Source organism: Oleiphilus sp. HI0067 (assembly GCF_001635735.1).
In genome coordinates this window covers 1-18,538 of the sequence record NZ_LWFI01001344.1, presented here as the reverse complement: position 1 = coordinate 18,538, position 18,538 = coordinate 1, and the positions used below count along the sequence as shown (strand labels likewise).

Annotated in this window: 20 protein-coding genes; 5 read left to right on the top strand and 15 right to left on the bottom strand. The window is 44.6% G+C overall.

The window, feature by feature from the left end; translation table 11 throughout:
• On the bottom strand, nucleotides 1-618 hold a 618-nt coding region (locus tag A3739_RS21375; protein ID WP_156502738.1), incomplete at its 3' end, for a response regulator.
• Between the two features lie 146 nt (nucleotides 619-764).
• On the opposite strand from A3739_RS21375, the gene A3739_RS21370 reads away from it, so the two are divergent.
• Together A3739_RS21370 and A3739_RS21365 are read left to right on the top strand one after the other, a co-directional pair.
• Nucleotides 765-2,210 carry an HD domain-containing protein gene (locus A3739_RS21370; RefSeq protein ID WP_068476451.1) on the top strand — a complete coding sequence of 482 codons (1,446 nt, stop codon included), beginning with the start codon at nucleotides 765-767 and terminating at the stop codon, nucleotides 2,208-2,210.
• Nucleotides 2,211-2,246: 36 nt separating this feature from the next.
• Entirely contained in the window at nucleotides 2,247-2,861 is a 615-nt protein-coding gene (locus A3739_RS21365) for a TetR/AcrR family transcriptional regulator (protein ID WP_068476453.1), read from the top strand.
• Between the two features lie 179 nt (nucleotides 2,862-3,040).
• Here A3739_RS21365 and A3739_RS31195 read toward each other — a convergent pair whose 3' ends face one another.
• From A3739_RS31195 to A3739_RS21305, 12 genes are all read right to left on the bottom strand, one after another.
• Nucleotides 3,041-3,439: an autotransporter domain-containing protein gene (locus A3739_RS31195; RefSeq protein ID WP_068476455.1), complete on the bottom strand. Its 399-nt coding sequence runs from the start codon at nucleotides 3,437-3,439 to the stop codon at nucleotides 3,041-3,043.
• On the bottom strand, nucleotides 3,417-4,673 hold the full coding sequence (locus A3739_RS31190; protein ID WP_068476457.1) for an autotransporter outer membrane beta-barrel domain-containing protein: 1,257 nt from the start codon (nucleotides 4,671-4,673) through the stop codon (nucleotides 3,417-3,419). Before A3739_RS31190 ends, A3739_RS31195 begins: the two co-directional genes overlap by 23 nt.
• A 5-nt stretch (nucleotides 4,674-4,678) precedes the next feature.
• Nucleotides 4,679-5,890, bottom strand: coding sequence for a hypothetical protein (locus tag A3739_RS21350; RefSeq protein ID WP_156502737.1), 1,212 nt, complete (start codon nucleotides 5,888-5,890; stop codon nucleotides 4,679-4,681).
• A gap of 157 nt (nucleotides 5,891-6,047) precedes the next feature.
• The gene (murB, locus tag A3739_RS21345) at nucleotides 6,048-7,052 is read right to left on the bottom strand and encodes a UDP-N-acetylmuramate dehydrogenase (RefSeq protein ID WP_068476461.1); all 1,005 of its coding nucleotides are present in this window, start codon (nucleotides 7,050-7,052) and stop codon (nucleotides 6,048-6,050) included.
• A 17-nt stretch (nucleotides 7,053-7,069) separates the two neighbouring features.
• Complete coding sequence (locus A3739_RS21340; protein ID WP_068502691.1) at nucleotides 7,070-7,534, bottom strand: low molecular weight protein-tyrosine-phosphatase; 465 nt, start codon at nucleotides 7,532-7,534, stop codon at nucleotides 7,070-7,072.
• Nucleotides 7,535-7,536: 2 nt separating this feature from the next.
• On the bottom strand, nucleotides 7,537-8,301 hold the full coding sequence (kdsB, locus tag A3739_RS21335) for a 3-deoxy-manno-octulosonate cytidylyltransferase (protein WP_068476462.1): 765 nt from the start codon (nucleotides 8,299-8,301) through the stop codon (nucleotides 7,537-7,539).
• 12 nt (nucleotides 8,302-8,313) lie between these two features.
• A complete protein-coding gene (locus A3739_RS21330) occupies nucleotides 8,314-8,502 on the bottom strand; it encodes a Trm112 family protein (RefSeq protein ID WP_068476464.1) in 189 nt (62 codons plus the stop codon).
• A 27-nt stretch (nucleotides 8,503-8,529) separates the two neighbouring features.
• Nucleotides 8,530-9,564 (bottom strand): tetraacyldisaccharide 4'-kinase, encoded by a 1,035-nt coding sequence (lpxK, locus tag A3739_RS21325; protein WP_197472477.1) that lies wholly within the window; start codon nucleotides 9,562-9,564, stop codon nucleotides 8,530-8,532.
• 23 nt (nucleotides 9,565-9,587) lie between these two features.
• Nucleotides 9,588-11,357: a lipid A export permease/ATP-binding protein MsbA gene (msbA, locus tag A3739_RS21320; RefSeq protein WP_068476466.1), complete on the bottom strand. Its 1,770-nt coding sequence runs from the start codon at nucleotides 11,355-11,357 to the stop codon at nucleotides 9,588-9,590.
• Nucleotides 11,358-11,404: 47 nt separating this feature from the next.
• Entirely contained in the window at nucleotides 11,405-11,827 is a 423-nt protein-coding gene (locus tag A3739_RS21315; protein WP_068476202.1) for a biopolymer transporter ExbD, read from the bottom strand.
• Complete coding sequence (locus A3739_RS21310) at nucleotides 11,824-12,459, bottom strand: MotA/TolQ/ExbB proton channel family protein (protein ID WP_068476468.1); 636 nt, start codon at nucleotides 12,457-12,459, stop codon at nucleotides 11,824-11,826. The genes A3739_RS21315 and A3739_RS21310 overlap by 4 nt, the downstream gene beginning before the upstream one ends.
• Before the next feature lie 138 nt (nucleotides 12,460-12,597).
• Nucleotides 12,598-14,904 (bottom strand): DNA internalization-related competence protein ComEC/Rec2, encoded by a 2,307-nt coding sequence (locus A3739_RS21305; RefSeq protein WP_068476470.1) that lies wholly within the window; start codon nucleotides 14,902-14,904, stop codon nucleotides 12,598-12,600.
• Nucleotides 14,905-15,001: 97 nt separating this feature from the next.
• Between A3739_RS21305 and A3739_RS21300 the strand changes: the two genes are divergently transcribed.
• A complete protein-coding gene (locus A3739_RS21300) occupies nucleotides 15,002-15,523 on the top strand; it encodes a DUF2062 domain-containing protein (protein WP_068476471.1) in 522 nt (173 codons plus the stop codon).
• Here A3739_RS21300 and A3739_RS21295 read toward each other — a convergent pair.
• On the bottom strand, nucleotides 15,520-16,203 hold the full coding sequence (locus A3739_RS21295; RefSeq protein ID WP_068502689.1) for an ABC transporter ATP-binding protein: 684 nt from the start codon (nucleotides 16,201-16,203) through the stop codon (nucleotides 15,520-15,522). The genes A3739_RS21300 and A3739_RS21295 overlap by 4 nt on opposite strands.
• Nucleotides 16,196-17,437 carry a lipoprotein-releasing ABC transporter permease subunit gene (locus A3739_RS21290; protein ID WP_068476475.1) on the bottom strand — a complete coding sequence of 414 codons (1,242 nt, stop codon included), beginning with the start codon at nucleotides 17,435-17,437 and terminating at the stop codon, nucleotides 16,196-16,198. The genes A3739_RS21295 and A3739_RS21290 overlap by 8 nt, the downstream gene beginning before the upstream one ends.
• On the opposite strand from A3739_RS21290, the gene A3739_RS28925 reads away from it, so the two are divergent.
• Complete coding sequence (locus A3739_RS28925) at nucleotides 17,436-17,585, top strand: hypothetical protein (RefSeq protein ID WP_156502389.1); 150 nt, start codon at nucleotides 17,436-17,438, stop codon at nucleotides 17,583-17,585. The two genes, A3739_RS21290 and A3739_RS28925, sit on opposite strands and share 2 nt — an antisense overlap.
• The gene (locus tag A3739_RS21285; protein WP_068476477.1) at nucleotides 17,573-18,499 is read left to right on the top strand and encodes a MoxR family ATPase; all 927 of its coding nucleotides are present in this window, start codon (nucleotides 17,573-17,575) and stop codon (nucleotides 18,497-18,499) included. Before A3739_RS28925 ends, A3739_RS21285 begins: the two co-directional genes overlap by 13 nt.
• Nucleotides 18,500-18,538 lie beyond the last annotated feature (39 nt).

Genomic DNA, 18,538 nt, shown 5'->3' with positions numbered 1-18,538 from the left:
TGCAAAATAGAACAAAGACTTTGTATCATCGATACGGAAGTAATCTAGAAAATCACCACTTAAGTACAAAGACGGACGAACAATATGATCAAAATGGAAATCGTTAATGATTTTATCTGGCTGAGGAAGCATCTTGAGCTGAACCTGCAAGCCGGCTTTTTGATCTGTTCGTAACTCGTGAATACCTTCGCGAAGCTTGCGATTTCGTTCCTCGAGCTCTGATCGCAGTCGTTTATTCAACTTACTGAGACGGATTTGATCCAGTGTTTTATGAATCACTGAGTCTAAACGCTCAAAGTCTTTCACTGGCTTAAGTATGAAATCCCCTGCCCCACCTCTGAGACAAGCTACAACATCACCCGCCGACTCAACTTCAGACACAATTATCAACGATATTTCTTTCTTATCACTTTCGAAGAATGGCAATAGCGGGATTTGTTCGGAGGGAACATCTGCGAAAATCAGGTCGGGAGCTTCAGGAAGAGCTAGTAAATGCGCCGTTTCGACATTAGAAGCCGCTTGGACAAAATACCCTTTTCCAGTGAGATAACTCACTAGATTCTCACGATCAACAGGGTTGGAATCGATCACTAAAATTTGATCTGAGCTTGGACTCATAACTACGCAATATTCATTGTTCTTTTATGCAGTATAGGCGAGCAAACGAGTTGGTAAAGCCTTATGCTAATATTGCCCGTTTTCATCAAGATTTCTCGCTATACTAACTTTAGGATCAAAAAGAAAACTAACGATAAGGAAACACTTTGCAACTGCGTATTAACGATTTATTGGGCAACTACCATAAATTAATTATGGACCCCGTCCATGGCGGTATTCCTGTTTCGAGGCTTGAAGTTGCCATTATTGATCACCCTTTGTTTCAGCGCCTGCGTTTTATTTGTCAAAACGATATTTTGTCTCTTGTGTTTCCCGGAGCGACCCATTCACGCTTTCTCCATAGCGTAGGAGCCATGCATGTCGGCGGACGTATGTTTATGGCAATGGTCGAAAATGGACTAAAAACATTTGGCAGCAATGCGAGTGTTTCCGCCGAGACATTAGAAGCGATTAGTTATTTCCATAGAATAGTACGCTGTGCATGTTTACTACACGATAGTGGACATAGCAGCTTTTCTCATCAATTCAGTCGAACACCGACTATTCAAAATATCTTAAGCACACCTGGTATTTTCGAGCAATTATGGTCTGGAGAAGACAGCACACAGTTCTATGCTGAACAGCCTAGCGCTTTAGAGCATGAACATTATTCTGTTCGCGTAGCGCATCATATTTTGCAACAAGGGCAAGATGTCACTGAAGATATTGCCCCCCAAGATATCATTGCGCTAATGGAAACAAGCGCCACACACGCAACTGAGAAATTCTCGCATCACGCGAAGGCTATGTGGCCTTTAGTCATAGGTAACCAACAATCACAGCCACCAGAAGACTTTCCTGAACTTTTCCGCTCATTGCTTTCAAATATCGTCTCTGGGGAACTTGATGCTGACCGCGCCGATTATATGCTGCGCGACGGTTTTCACTCATCCGTGACGATTGGCAGCTTTAACCTTGATCACCTATTGAGCAATCTAAAATTTGGACGATGCAGCCAAACCGGGTGGGTTGGCATCGGCATAGCCGCCAAAGGTTTAAGTTCTTTAGAAGACTTCGTGTACAGTCGACATCAAATGTATCGACAAGTGTACGCACATAAAACAGCGCAAGGCTTTGACCTTCTGCTTCGCGCAGCAATCGAAGAAGTGATGAAAAACTCTGAAGTCAGTACCTTCATTCAACAGTGCCTATCGGATTTAGAATACTTTCAGCACCTGAGTGATAGTTATTTCTGGGAAGCATTTCGACGCTATAGTTTTAGAAACAAAAACTCATATAGCTATTGCATTCTCAACCGAATCAAAATGCCGCATTTATCGACCAAGTCGAACTTATCAGATGCGGAACTGCCTTCTTACATCAAACTCATCGCACAAGAGCATGCGATTGGCGAAGATGATGTAATCACAGCGAAACTTACTGCCCGCTTTACCAAGATCGACGACAGCTATACCGCGATGAAAGTGCTCGTGGATAGTGAAGCCCATGAGCCAATGTTCAAGCGCATCAGCAAAACCACGCAATTCTTTGATCAATTTAAAGATGATCAAATTACGCACTTTTATATTGACCCTACACGGGTCAAAGCGTGACTATATGTGGAAAGGTTGAGTCTGCTTTAAACACCTATGAAAACGCGCGATAGAATTCTTCACACAAGCCTTCGCTTATTTAACGAGATGGGCGAACCGAGCGTCACTACCTTATTGATCGCTGACGAGCTCGATATTAGCCCGGGCAACTTGTACTACCACTTCAAAAGTAAAACAGACATTTTAGAAGAGCTGTTTCAACAATTTGAAGAATGCATGTATAGCATTCTCATTGTTCCAGAATCAGAAATGGATATTGAAGATCTCTGGTTTTACCTCCATCTGATCTTCGAAAATATCGCGAAGTTTCAGTTCCTGTACAAAGACCTCGTCACCATCATGGCGAAATATCCACAATTCGAAAAGCGCTTTCAGAAGATCTTAAACACAAAACGTAAAGCCAGTATTTCTGTACTTGAAAACGCACGGAAGAATGAGCGATTACATGCGTCAACAGATGAAATAGAAGCACTCACTGAGCAAATCATTCTCACAACTACATTCTGGTTAAGCTATTCCTCAGTAAGAGAAGGCCAAGTCGCAGATGATGCCCTTGCGAGAGGCGTTTACCAAGTCATGTCAGTTGTCGCGCCTTTCCTCGAGCCAGAGCGAAGAGCAATGATCAACGGACTGAAAGACGCTTATCTATAAGTTATCGACAGAAATGCCTACCAATACCAGTTCATCACGATATCACCGCCGACTTCATAGCCATGACTTGATCGAGTGTATGCGCCAGCAAGGCTTAATAACCAATCTTCTTGAAACTCATGATCAACACCTAGCGCAAAAGTGAGCGAGTGCGGGCCCCGATTTTGTCCAACAAAACTCTAGGTATTGCTGGGATCAAAATTAAACGAAGCGCTAATATCATGTTCGCTATTGCTATCAGCCTGCACATCATAGTCATAACGAAGTTCCGTACGCATATGGGTTGAGTCAAACTCATTCAGTGCTCGAGATGCCTCCATACCAAGACTAATAATCCCTGAACTAACAATCGCTCGATCAATGGTCATTCCAAGGTTTGGTGCATTCGTTTCGGAGAATTCGTCCTGATCAGCGCGCAAATACGCCAAGCCAATGTATGTGCTGCTATCGACTTGCTCAAGCCAACTTGTATCGTAACGGGCACGCAAACCAAGGTAATTTAACTGAGAATCGTACCCGGCTTCAGCCGTTTCACTGATCGAGCCAAGGGTGGTGCTACGTGATGATTCGGTGGTCAACCAAGCATGACCCAAACCCCCAGATCAGATCCCAACGATCATTCAAACGGTATCCACCATACAAGCCTAAGTGGTAGGCGTCCGAATCAAAGCTCACGTTAGCTTGGTCATGTTCCGTCATGCTCTCGTTGGATAATCCAAAGAATAATCCAAGTTCATAATCATCATGATGGATAAAACTATTCCCAAAGGTATAGCTTGTTAGGTAGTAATCAAAATTACCTAAGTCGCCCTGCCCATCAACCTTGCCATCGATGTAATTAATATTGGCCCAAACACCACTAGGGTGTGAGTTACTGCTTCCGAAGAAAAATGAACCATAGCTCTGAAGATCTACCTCGGTGTCGCGCGCAAGCGTATTCACGCCCAATACCGTATTCAGCATATTGTCGGCTTGCTCAATTTGCACCGTCATCTGCGATGAAATTGGCTCAGGGTGAATACTAGAGAAACTTGGAGCAGCTTGAGAGTTTGTCGTTGTTTGAACCGCGTTAAAGATATTTTGCTGAGCTTGCTGCTGGGCAGGCGTTTGCACGGGCGGTTGAGGGTTACCCGGCGTGCTAGGTGGAGGTGTTGGTTGCGTCGCGACTGTTGGTAATAAATTCGTCACCGATTGTCGATTCCTATGCGCTCTAGCACCAGGGTGCTTTTTCAAACTAACCGGCAGCTGCTCTTCGGCGTAGATGGTTAGATCGGATTTGCCATTGGTGTTGTCGTCAGCAATAAAGAAGTCTATCAATACCGGAACATTTGGTCCTTCCTCCAAGACCACATCATTCTCAATGGTTTGACGCTGCATGACGATATTGCCTGTCGCACCGCTTTTTGCCTCTATCATACGGAACGACTTTCGGTGAAGTTGCGCAGCGGTTGAGTTGTCAGCCACATCAACACGGATAGATTTCATGAGCGTAAGATCAACGCCGCCAGCACCATAAATTATTTTATCGTTTACAGGTGTTGTTCCTCCGGTTAGACCAATATCAACATCGTAGTAGCCACCATCAAACAAACCTGAATCAATAGCAGCTTGAGAGTTTGTAACTAAACCATTCACAAAACGAACTTGGTTTTCGGTTGTAAGCGTTCCATACGGATCAGACGCAGTGCCCAAATCTAGTACACCAAGTGTTGGAGTTAAGTTAGAGTCACCTTGGATATCTATTCTACCTCCAGTACCACCAATCGTGCCTGAACCAGACAAGCGCCCTTCGACAGTTACGGCAGTATCCACGCTGTTCAAAGAAATATTAATGACGGCCCTAAAACTAACTCGGTGGTCTCGCCGACAACAAAATCACCATTATCAATATTGATAGTCGCGTCGTTCCCCGTAATTTGACCAAATGCCCCAATCACTCCGCGATTATCAACATTGATCGAACCACCTTGAAGTCTTAAATCTGAGCCAGTCAGCATACGCAAAGAGGCTCTATCCAAATTAATCGTCAAATTAGGGGTCAATAAAAGAGTTTCTGCGCGAATTTGATTGAGGTGTGTCGCGTTTAAAATAGTGGGGCTACTTGTATCTTTTGTCTTAATCACTTCCGCTCTTAGATAATCAACAGAGCGATCACCCGTTACCGTGTTGTGTCTTCCCGACAAAACCAAACGCCTCGTTTCCAGGTTACCGCTCACTAAATTTACAGTCGTGTCGTTCAGATTTGCGGTGGTGGGTAAAAAAGAGATCGCACTACCCTCGTATGCAAGCGTCGCTCCATCTACGTTCAAGGTATCGAAAGTAGCGATCGTCTCAGAAGTTCTGAAGCCAAGTGTTGAGCCAGGATCCAAGGTCAAGACAGAGTTCGAGCCAAAGTCCAAAACCGATTCATGGAACTTTAAGGTCGCGCCCGCTTCAACATTCAGACGATTTTGCCCAGTGAAACTTAATGCACGTCTTGCCGCACCAGCACCAAAAAACTCAAACGTGGTTCCGTTTTTGATATTCCAATCAATGTCCGCAGGGATAGTCGTCCCAGCCATTCCTTTCCACTGATTTGAACCAGTTTCGCTCGTCACGGTAAGCTTCGTACCGCTATGAAAGATTGGGTCTCGGGTATGCCAGTAAACCTTACTATCCTTGAAAGTGAGCGTATTGCTGAGTTGATCGAATTTGAAAATTACATTCGCCTCCAAATCAACATTGTCTAACGTGAGCTTACTCGTCGTAATTGTTTTTCGGAGATTGTCTTCCTGATAAGGCTTGGCACTGCCAATACCACGAACAGAGAAAATTTCTAGTACTCTCTGGCCGGTCCCCTCACCTTTAATCGTGAGGTCGTTCCAAAATTGATCGAGCCCTGGAGGACCAACATCCCCTTCCACCAACATATCGTGATTTCGAGTATATTTCAGGATCACAGAATCTGGCTGCACTGGGTTAGGACCAGCTCGCGTAGGATTAACGATGCATTCCCCTGAAACTTGGGTAATCAGACTTCTATTAGTCACCTCGCAAGGCGCGGACTACACTTGATTGATGAAAACAATCTGAGCAATAGCAAGAAAAAGCGCAGAGCGTTTAAAGTGACGGACATTATTCTTAGACATCAAAACACCTCCTGTTATTCGCTTTAATACAGCCCAAGAAAAGAGGAATGATTAGTAATTAATCTCTTATTAAAATTGGCTCTTGCTCGAGCTCAATACCATATAGATCTTTGATCTTATCCTCCACATAGGAGGCTAATCGAATGATATCTTGTTGCTGCGCCCCACCCTGATTGGTCAAGACCAGCGCTTGTTTATCATGCACGGAGGCATTGCCTTGAACATATCCTTTTAAGCCAGCATTTTCTATCAGCCAGCCTGCTGCCAGCTTCATAGAACCTTCGCCAGCAGGGTAACAAACTAAGCTTGGAAAGCGTTGCTTTAGCACCTCACACGTAGATCTCGAAATCACTGGATTCTTGAAAAAACTACCGGTATTCGGAATAACTTTAGGATCCGGAAGTTTCGCAGATCTGACCCCAATAACGGTGTCTCGCACTTTGGATAAACTCAGGTTTGCCTCATGCGAGAGAGTTTTAAGCTCACCATACTCCAGTACAAACTGCGCTTTGCGCGCCAATCTTAAAACTACTTCGCTAATCACATAACGTCCGCACTCACGTTTGAAAATGCTATCGCGATAGCCGAAGCAACAACGTTCATTAGATAGATCAACGAATACTCTTTGCACTCGATCAAAGGCTCGTACACTCTTTAGAACATCTTTAAGCTCTACGCCATATGCCCCAATGTTTTGCACGGGTGCAGCACCAACACTACCAGGAATCAAAGAAAGGTTTTCTAAACCGTAGTAACTGTTTTCAACAGCCCATGCGACAAGCTCATCCCAAACAACCGATGCGCCAACTTTTACCACTACATGATCAAGGTCTCGTGCGATACATTCTAGAGTGTGATTAACAACTTGAACGACAGGACGTTGAATAACAGGAGGAAGCACCACATTACTTCCACCACCGAGAATCAATACATCCTCTGGATGCGCGTAAAAAAAGTCACTGATCGCTTGTTCTGAACTTAACTCAAAAAATTGCTCCGCGACACAAGGCAACGCCATCGTATTCGAGGAGGACAGATCTTTTCTAAGTGGCTCAAGAGACATAAGAAATAACAGACTAGCTATAGGCGACTTTGTATTTCATCGAGCAATCCATCGCAGGCAGATTCAACAAGATCCAATACATGCTCGAAACCTTGTTCGCCGCCGTAGTATGGATCGGGCACTTCTTGTTCGGAGAAAGCCCCATAACTCAAAAACAAAACCGGCTGCGTTCGTGCTCCAGCAGGTATGATACTTTGAAGGTCTTTCAGATTTGCGTTATCCATCGCAAGAACATAGTCAAAGGTATCAAAATCATCAGGACTAACCTGCCGTGCTCTTAGATGCGACAAGTCATAACCGCGCTTTGCAGCATGTTGCGAAGCACGAGGATCGGGGCTTTCTCCAACATGCCACGCTCCAGTGCCACATGAATCGGTATACACCTGAGAAGCCAAACCTCTTTCGCGAACCTTTTCTTCAAACACACCATGTGTAGTGGGAGAGCGACAAATATTACCTAAGCAAACGAATAAGACTTTCATCGTTATCGGTTCTCGAAATGCGCACGAACTCGGTCTAAGTCTTCTTGCGTATCGACACCTGCTGGGGGAGTTTGCTTGGCAAGCTCGATATGAATTTTGACGCCATTACTCAAGGCCCTAAGCTGCTCAAGTTTTTCCACTTTCTCAGTCATACTCGGTACCCATTGAACATATTGCTTCAAGAAGCCAGCTCGGTAAGCATACATTCCAATATGACGAAAATACTCAGCTATCGAAGATAAGCGCGGCGGTTTTTCGCTCAATGCATCGCGCGCATAAGGAATCGGTGCGCGACTAAAATAAGACGCGAAACCATGTTCATCAAATACAACCTTTACTGCATTCGGGTTCAATACCGTATCTGAATCTAGAATTCTCTCGCAAAGCGTTGCAATACCAGCCTCAGGATGTGCACTCAAATTCTGAGCAACTTGCTCAATGAGTGCTGCAGGAATCAACGGTTCATCGCCCTGAACATTGACGATTATTTCATCATCATCCATATCAAGTTCACGAACAACTTCTTCCAAGCGGTCCGTACCAGATGGATGATCAGGAGATGTCATCACCACATCTGCGCCGAAGTCTAAGCAGGCTCGTTCGATATCCGTATTATCAGTTGCAACGATAATGCGCTGCGCACCAAGATCTTTCACTTGCTCGTAAACGTGTCGAATCATTGGTTTGCCCGCGATATCTATAAGAGGCTTTCCAGGAAGTCGTTGCGAAGCAAAGCGCGCGGGGATAATAACGGAATAAGGTTGCATCGGATTTCCAGATTAGTCTTTGCTAAGTTTTTCATCTGTCGTGAGAGTGCGGGCTTCGTTCTCAAGCATCACAGGAATGCCATCGCGAATAGGAAAAGCTAAGCCATCCGCTTTGCAGATGAGCTCTGACGCATCACGGTCATATTTTAGTTCGCCTTTACAAATTGGGCATGCGAGGATCGCCAGAAGTTTTTTATCCAAAACTAAGTTCCTAATCGAATATCGAAATTAATGTATGGTGCGCAAGCGGCCAGAAAGTTTGAGCTGATTGTAAAGCTTATCCGTGAGTTTGTCTTGGAGCTCCGGACTTACACGCAGAAACCACGCATCTTGAATACCTAAATCTCTACATTTCGCTGCGTCTTTTTCAGTCATCACTACCACCCCATTGATCGAAGAAAAGTCTTCATTACTGTAGGCATAGTGATCTGGCTTTGCAGTGTTCTTTGTTGTCAGACCAAGAGAGGCTAGCAAAGAGAAAAAACGCTGAGGATTTCCAATTGCTGCTACGGCACTGATAGGCTGCGATGCATATTTTTCAACAAATGCTGCGACCTCCAAACATTCAGAACCGTCCAAACGCACGAACTCTTTCGGCAATAAAGTCATTGCACTTGTTGAAACCGAACGAGGTAATTTTATAGATGAATCTAACTCACCATTGATGACAACCGCATCCATATCAGCCAAACGGTTAACAGGATCACGCAAAGGGCCAACGGGTAACACCCAGCCATTGCCAAAGCCACGCTGTCCATCGATAACGCAGAGTTCAATATCTCGATACATGGCATGATGTTGCAGACCATCATCTGCAATCACTAAATCCACACCTAAATCTTCTAATGCTTTAACTGCCAATGCGCGTTGCGGTGATAAGGCAATATCACACGCCAATAATCGTTTGAGCATAAGTGGCTCATCACCTACTTCACTTGCTGAACTATCAGCATGCAAAAGACGCACTTCATTTTTTGGAATAGAGACACCATAGCCGCGGCTCACAACGCCAACACGATACCCGCGTTGCTCAAAGTCGCGCACCAACAAACTCACCAGCGGAGACTTACCCGTGCCACCCGCCGTTAAATTCCCTACAACAATCACTGGGACCTTAGATTTAGAAGGTGAACTTGAAAGCAGTCCAGATATTCGAATGACAAGCCAATAAAGAATGGAAAAAGGCACGAGCAGGTAGATCCAAAGCTTGTTTGAGTACCAAGCTTCGGTAATCGCTTGCTCGATGTTAGAGTGGTCGTTCACGCTTATCGCCTAATCCCTTGAGCTTAGTGATCGTCAGAAAGTGCCATGTTATAGAGTTTTGCGTATTCCCCATCTTTCTCTAACAACTCAGCATGCGTACCTTGCTCAACAATATGCCCTTCGTCCATCACGACGATAATATCTGCATTTTCAATCGTTGAGAGACGATGTGCGATAACTAAAGTAGTGCGCCCTTTTATAAGCTCATCCAACTCACGCTGAATCACTTTTTCTGATTCGTTATCGAGTGCAGACGTCGCTTCATCGAGAATTAATAATGGGGCATCTTTTAACAGGGCGCGAGCGATCGCCAAACGTTGACGTTGGCCGCCAGAGAGAGAGACGCCATTATCGCCAATCTCAGTATCAAAACCGTTTTCTTTATCGTTGATGAATTCGAGTGCGTTAGCTTTCTCTGCGACTGAAGCCAGTGTCTCAGCATCGGCTCCATTTAGAGTGCCGTAGGCGATATTATTGGCGATCGTGTCATTAAATAATGTCACATGTTGCGTCACGAGCGAGATTTGGTCACGCAAAGAACGCAACGTGAAATCCGTAATGGGAACACCATCGAGCTCGATGGAACCAGAGCTTGGTTCATAAAAGCGTGGTAACAAGTTTGCGACGGTAGACTTACCACTACCTGAGCGACCGACCAAGGCAACTGTCTGACCCGGTGCTACGCGCAGATTAAAGCCTTTGAGTACATCATTATCGCTTGTCGGATAACGAAAACGGACATCCTTAAAAACTAGCTCGCCTTGAACTTTCTCAAGAGTGCGCTCACCTTCATCTTTCTCAGGCTCGGAATCCATGATAGTAAACAAGTCACGCGACGCAGCGAGACCACGCTGAATTTTCTCATTCACTTGAGTCAACTGACGAATCGGCTTAGCCATAGTGGATGCCGCTGTGATGATCACGACAAATTGCGCAGCAGTCATATCACCAATGACATCGGGAGCAAGTGCCAACCAAATTAAAATCGCAATAGATAAAGCGACTAAAAGCTGGATAACCGGTGTGCTGATCATCTTGGTAAATTCAAGCTTTAGGCTCTGTATTAGGTTGTACTCACTCGAGCCTTGAAAGCGCTCTTGCTCATACTTCTCGCCACCAAATATTCGAACAACCTTATAGCCCGTAACAATCTCAGAAGTTACATGTGTAACATCGCCAACTGAGCCCATAATGCGCTTACTCAGTTTTCGAAAACGCTTGCTGACGTAACTAATCACAAACCCAATAATTGGACCAAGGCTGAGGAAGATTAAGGTCAATTTCCAGTTCGAGGTAAGCATCACACCAAGTAGGAATAGAACAGTTAAGCCCTCTCGAACAGTCACTGTAATAGCATCCGTCGCGGCCGAGGAGACCTGCTCTACATTAAAGGTGATACGCGAAATCAGATGGCCAGAAGAATTGCTATCAAAAAATGAAGTTGGCAACTTCAAGTAACTATCGAAGATCTCAAGGCGCATTTTATGAACGATATTACGGCCAACATAGGCGATATAATATCCTCCTAAAAAGCCACCCACGCCACGCATGGCAAAGAGAAGCAATATAACTGCTGGCAGTAGAAGTCGCCCTTCAGGAGTCGGAGACTCAATAGTCTCGATCACAAACTCTAGCGCTTTAACCATTGCAGCACTGGCACCGGCATAAACAAAGTTGCCGATCACACTCAGTGCAAAGAAAAATTTGAGAGGTTTGAGATATACCAATAAACGGCGATAAAGCTGCCAATTGGAATCTTCATTTTGCGGTAACGCTTTCGCGTCTTTTGTCATTACAATTTGCTCGCGTAGACAAAGCTCTAGCTTAAGCTAGAGCTTTTTTAGTTTTTCGACTGTGCTCGTTGTGTCGTGATACTAAGCTGAACAAATCCAAGTTGACCTGCAACATCCATCACACGAACCACAAACTCGTGATCAGTTTTGGAATCTGCTGTAATAATGAAAGGAATCTTGGTGTTTCCATTCGAGATTTTCTCGACGGCTTTCTTCAAGGTATCTTCCTGATTGTTGATGAGTGCGCGCTCATTAACCGAGAACTCACCTTCAGCATTGATGATCACTTCTATTTCTTCAGCCAATGGCTTAGCAGGATCTGCGCTCGACTGCGGCAAATCAATCTCCAAGTGGCTTTCTTTGGTAAAAGTGGTCGATACCATGAAAAAAATCAACAACAAAAACACCACGTCAATCAGCGGTGTTAAGTTGACTGATACTTCTTCAGAAGCTTGGCGCTTGAAATTCAAGGTTGTTTTTCCTCTGCACGCGTCGGCTCACGCTCACCGTGAACAATCTCTACAAGACGCAATGCGTCTTGTTCCATGTCTATCACAATTTCGTCAACACGACGTAGGAAATAACGGTGGAAGATCAATGCTGGAATAGCAACAGTCAAACCAGCTGCCGTAGTGATCAGTGCTTCCGAAATACCGCCTGCAAGCGCCGCAGCGTTACCAGCACCCTCTAATTGCAATTGAGCAAAAACCTTGATCATACCGATAACGGTTCCTAACAAACCAAGTAGGGGCGTGATCACAGCTACAGTACCAAGACCCGTTAAGAAACGTTCCATTTCATGCACGACATGGCTCGCTTCTTCTTGAATGCTTTCTTTCATGACTTCGCGGCCATGTTTCGCATTCACTAGACCCGCAGCTAAAATTCGGCCGATCGGCGCAGCTTCTTTCAATTCACGAAGCTTTTTAGAGTCTAATTCTTTGCGTTTAATCCAGCCCCACAAATCATTAACAAGCGCTTTCGGAGCGAGGCGATTAGCACGTAAAGTCCAGAATCGTTCAATAATAATTGCTAAGGCTAAAACAGAACAAAGCAATAGCGGGAACATAATAATCCCACCGGGCTTTAATAGATCTAACACAGAGGTTCTCCTAAGAAGCGAGGCCGCTTTAATTTTTTTATAACAGCAACAGTGCCGAATGTCGGTACTTTATCATAAACCCAGTGTTTGAGAAGTCTGCCCCCCTATTCAATTGGTAACGTTTCAGAAATCTGTGAATTAAGGTAGGAGCCAATAGTTATTTGCATCACTTCTTGTCCTTGTAACACTAAGTCCTCGATCAGTGACATCGAAAAAAATGGCTCCGCTTTCATAAGTAATCAATGGATTTGCTGCGTGAGAATTTATCCTTTCCAATACGCTCGCATGCGGATGATTAAATCGGTTTGCATAGCCAGCAGAAAAAACGACATATCCAGGTTGAACATGCTTCAAGAAAGCATGATTGCTCGCCTTAAATGCACCGTGATGCCCCGCAATAAGAACGTCTGCATCTAGAAGATCTATTTTATTGTTTTCGTAGTAGTGACGAACAAAATCAAACTCTTCTTCCCCTTCTATATCCCCCATTAACAAAAACGACGTATCGTAGAAAGTCACCTTGAGAACACAAGAGCGCGCGTTGCTATTTTTTGACAAACCAGATACATCGAGGGGCCAAAGCACTTCGACACTAATATTAGAAGCGCCCCACGTTTGCCCGACAAGACAACTCTCTGTGTTTGTCTTAGTTTTGAGTCTATCAGGCTCACCACTTACGATTTCTCGCGGCCTTAAGGTCTTAACAACCCAGTCGCTATCGCCGGCATGATCTGCATCTCCATGACTTACCACTAATAAATCGAGTTCGTTTAAACCATACTTGATGAAATACGGTCGAAGCACATGCCGAGCCGACGAGTAACGTTCATAACTAGGCCCCGTGTCATACACTATTGTGAGGCTAGGTGATTGCATGACAATGGAAAGTCCCTGACCAACATCAAGCACCGAGAGACGATATCGTTCCAACAATTTAGATTTTTCGGGCTCGTTCTCCGAGAATAAAAACAGATATAAAAACAGCAAAAGACTGCCGCCCAGCCACTTAGATACTCCGATCAACACAACCGACATTATCAGCAACAAAATAAACAAACATTGCATTATTGGATGCTGCAGTTTTAGTCCTGAGCTTTGCGAAAGCTGTTCTCCTGAAGCAAGAAAAGCGAGCAGAAAGTCCAAAATCACATCCACAATAAAGAAGCCATGATTTGCCAAGTCGTAAAAAAACACACTTAGCAGACTTAAAATTAAGACCGAAGGAAGCACAACTAAGGACACCCATGGGATCGCTATTAAATTCCCCGCTAAGCTAAATAAGGAGTTCGACAACCCAAAATTCATCTGCGCAAGCCAGACAAATAAGAACAAGATAATTTGAACAACACAAAGCTGAAGCAAGCTAGGCAGCGTAACCAGTCGCGGAATGAATGAATAGATGAACAACAACGCCGCCACGGCACCAAATGAAAACCAAAACCCCACACTGAGTGGAGATAATGGGTCAAGCGCTAACACCACGAACAAAGCAAGCATCCATGCTTGAAAGGTATTCGCTGGAATGCGACCAAGAATGACTAGCATACCTATTAAGACCATCACGTAAGCGCGCTGTGCAGACGGCGACAAACCAACTAAAGCGATGTAAAACAACCCCATTATGGCCACGATAGGTAAAGCAAACCGAGCCAAATTAAGTCGCAACATTATGGCGAGCAAACCAAAGCATACTAAGCCGACATGTAGACCGGAGATCGCCATAAGATGCTGCGTCCCGCTGTCTTGCAGTGCCTGATTTTCGTCGATTGATATGTCGGCACGATGCCCTAGAACAAGCGCAATAACCAAACCTTTATGTTCATAACCATCTAAAAGTTGCGCCAAATGCTCATAGATCCGCAACCTTAACTGAGTCAAGCGGCCTGACTTCCACTCGGTCGAATGACAATCGCGCTCGACAACGCGATTTACCTTTGCAAAGCCAACAACGCGCTCATAAAACAAATGCCTTTCATAACTCCCAACCCAAGGGTTATAGCTAAACTTTGGGGATTTCAGCGTTACTTGAATCGAAGAGCACTGCGTATTTAATAGATTAGAAAAGTCATAGCTCGCTGAGACATGGAATTTGCCGGTATCAGAACAGTAGGGAATAGAGAAACCATATTGGCTATAGCGAGGCAGGCCGCAGAGATATCCCTGCAACAGCACCTCATTCCCAGTTTCGTTCACGGATACACGTTGAGCCGAATGTTGAGCCACTTCGTACTGCGCATAGGTATAAGCAACACAACACGCAATGGCCGAACCGAGACTCAGCACAATTAAGCGACGATTGGTTAAATCAGAGTGAGTATGACAAGCGTGACGAATGACACAGAGTGCTACAAACAGAAACGTAAAAAATATTAACGCATTAAAAATAGGTACACTAAAATGCACCAGCATCGCGCCAACACAAAAGGCGGATAAAATTAGATACATTGTCTCTTCCGTGAGATAAGATGCCCGCGCGATCCATGTGCGGTTTTACAAGCCATGCGAATATCAGGTTTAGACGCTCGCTGACAAGAATTACATCATGCCAAAAGATTTACTAAAAAAGTATCTCCCTAATCCAGATACCATTAAAGACAATAAGTCTCTTCGTTTCTTGGGCGATGTCATTCATGAACCAAACCTGTGGCACATGAATCGTCACAGCGTAACGAAAGCAATCGCTATCGGTTTTTTCTGGGGCTGCATGCCTATGCCCTTTCAGATGGTTGCTGCGGCATTTGTCGCAGTCTGGCTCAATGCAAACTTACCGCTCTCCGTAGCAACAGTATGGTTTAGCAACCCCATCACAATGCCTCCGATCTTCTATTTCGAATACCTTGTAGGCGCTTGGGTTCTGCAAATGCCACCGCTTGGTTTTGAGTATGAACTGACTTGGGAGTGGCTCTCAGAACGCCTTTACACAGTTGGCGTGCCTTTATATTTGGGAGCAGTGATTTGTGGAATTATCGGAGGCTTCGCTAGCTACTTCATTGTTGGCTGGCTTTGGAAGAGAAACGTAAAGAAAAGATGGACTGAACGAAAAGCGCGTCGAGAACAGGCTTAACGTTCAACTAATCCACCTCGCTCTAACACAAGTGTTCGATCCATTTTTTGGGCGAGCGCCATATCGTGCGTCACGACGGCAAAACTAGTCCCTATCTCTTGTCGCAAAGTAAGCATCAAAGCTTGAATAGATTCCGCAGTCTCGGCATCTAGATTACCAGTAGGCTCGTCCATCATGACAACTCGTGGCGAGTTAACAAGCGCACGTGCAATGGCTACGCGCTGACGTTCCCCTCCAGAAAGTTCAGCAGGTTTATGTCCCAAGCGTTCTTTTAAACCAACTCGTTCAAGTAAATCAGCCGCTTTACTCATTGCTTCGCGATTAGACATACCAGCAATAATTAATGGCATTGCGGCATTTTCTTGCGCCGTAAATTCCGCCAAAAGGTGATGAAATTGATATACAAAGCCAAGCTGTTGATTTCGTAACTTCGTAATTTGTTTTTCTTTCGCTTGTGATAAATTTTGTCCGCAAAGAACCACATCACCAGCACTTGGCGAATCTAAACCACCAAGTATATTTAACAAGGTTGTTTTTCCTGCCCCGGAAGTCCCGACTATACCGACAGTTTCACTGACAGAAAGTTGAAAATCGAGATTCTCAAAAATACAAAGCTCGCTCTTACCATCGCTATAACGTTTACTCAGGCTAGACGCCTGAATGACGATCTCATTACTCATAGCGAAGTGCCTCCGCTGGTTTCACTTTTGACGCGCGCCATGCAGGATAAAGTGTGGCCAATAAACTTAAGCTCAATGCAGAACCTGTAATCACACTGACATCAGTCCAACGTAATTCGGAGGGAAGATCACTAATGAAATAGACGTCTGGATTCAAAAACTGCATTTGCAGCACGCCTTCAACAAAGGCAATAATTTCTGACACGTTTGAAGCCAACAAGACACCTAATATGGTTCCAACTATCGTTCCAACAACACCGATATACGCACCCTGAACGATAAAGATTCCCATAATTGCACGAGGACTCGCGCCTATTGTCCGCAGAATGGCAATGTCTGCCGTTTTGTCTGTGACGACCATAACTAAGGTCGAAATAATATTGAACGCAGCAACCGCTACGATCACCATCAACAAGAGCCCAATCAAGGTTTTTTCCATTTTAATGGCTGAGAATAAATTACCGTGAGTAAGCGTCCAATCGATACTGTAATACGCCTCATCCAAACTACTCGCCAACTGCCTTGATACATATGGCGCATCGAATAAGTTGTCCATCTTGAGCCGAATACCATTTACGTATCCCTGCATACGCATGACTTTCGCAGCATCTTCTAGATGGATCAGAGCAAGCTGCCCATCTAAGTCGGCACCAACACGAAAAATACCACTAACCGTAAAACGCTTTAGCCGAGGAAAAACACCTGCCGGCGTTAACGAAGCTTCAGGTAATACGACAGTAACGCGATCCCCTTTTTGCACACGCAATTGTCGTGCAAGCATATCGCCCAGAACTATTCGAAATTCCCCGCTTTGAAGATCGTCCAGACTACCTTGCACCATGTGGTTCTCAATAATCGAGACCGTTTTCTCCTCTTCTGGCAACACGCCATTCAATTGCGCTCCTTGAACAAGACCCGAAGCACTCAACATACCTTTGATTTGAATAAAAGGAGCGGCAGAGACTACTTTAGGATGCGCAGTCACTAATTCGTCAACGCTCTGCCAATCTTGCATCGTGGCATAGGGTTTAATAACAGCGTGAGGAACCATTCCCAATATGCGCGTTCTGAGCTCTCGATCGAAGCCATTCATTACCGAAAGAACGGTAATCAACAAGGCAACGCCGATAATCAAACCAAGCATCGATATGAGCGATATAAACGATATAAAGTGGTTACTTCGTTTTACAGACGTATAACGATAACCAATGAGTGCGGGATACCAATTTTTCATGACAGCATTAAATCACATGATGGGTACAGGCAATAGTTACTGCCCTGCAATGCACTTTATTCCATCAAAAAAAGAGCAAAGACTTCAAGCATTTGCTTTAATGAATACATCAATTTTGAAGAAACACGCAGCACCATGCCCAACATAGATCCTCATATTGCAAAGACTCTAATCGACCAAAGCCTCGCACAACTTAATCAAATCATATTAGGCAAAGAGAAAGAAACAAAGCTTGCGCTGTGTTGTGTGTTAGCGCAGGGGCATCTTCTCATTGAAGATATTCCTGGCATGGGCAAAACAACCTTAAGCCACGCATTAGCAAGAACGCTCGGCTTAAAATATAAGCGCGCACAATTTACAAGCGACATGCTCCCTGCTGACATTATTGGGGGCAATATTTTTGACAAAAATTCCGGCAAGCTGCTTTTTCAACGAGGTCCGATTTTTAGCAATATCGTACTAGCGGACGAAATTAATCGTGCTCCACCAAAAACTCAAAGCGCCATGCTTGAAGCGATGGAAGAAAAGCGCGTATCAATCGATGGACGGACCCGCGATTTGGCCAGCCCTTTTGTCCTAATCGCCACACAAAATCCTGTTGAACAATCTGGGACTTACCCTCTCCCAGAATCACAACTGGACCGGTTCATGATGCGTATCAGCCTAGGCTACCCAAGTGAGGAGGATGAAAAGGCACTTCTGACAGGTAAAAGCAGAACTACATTATTGGAATCCGTAAGCCCACTATTAAATGAAGAACAGGTTATTGCTCTTCAAGAAATGAGTCAGTCGATTCAAGTCCCAGATAAAGTAATCGACTATGTATTCCGTTTAGCTAAATTTAGCCGAGAACTAGAACGCCAGCACGGGTTATCACCTCGCGCCAACCTTTCTCTGATTGCTGCAGCACGCGCTTGGGCGTTTTTAAATCATCGAGAAACGGTCATCCCAGACGATATTCAGGACGTATTTCCATATATTTGTGATCACCGGATGCCCCATTCCCACAGCCAATCGCAAAAAATTAGTAATAAAATCTTAAATTCGGTAGATATTTTCTAGTTCGTCCTTATATATAGGGCATCGTTTTTAACAGTGCAT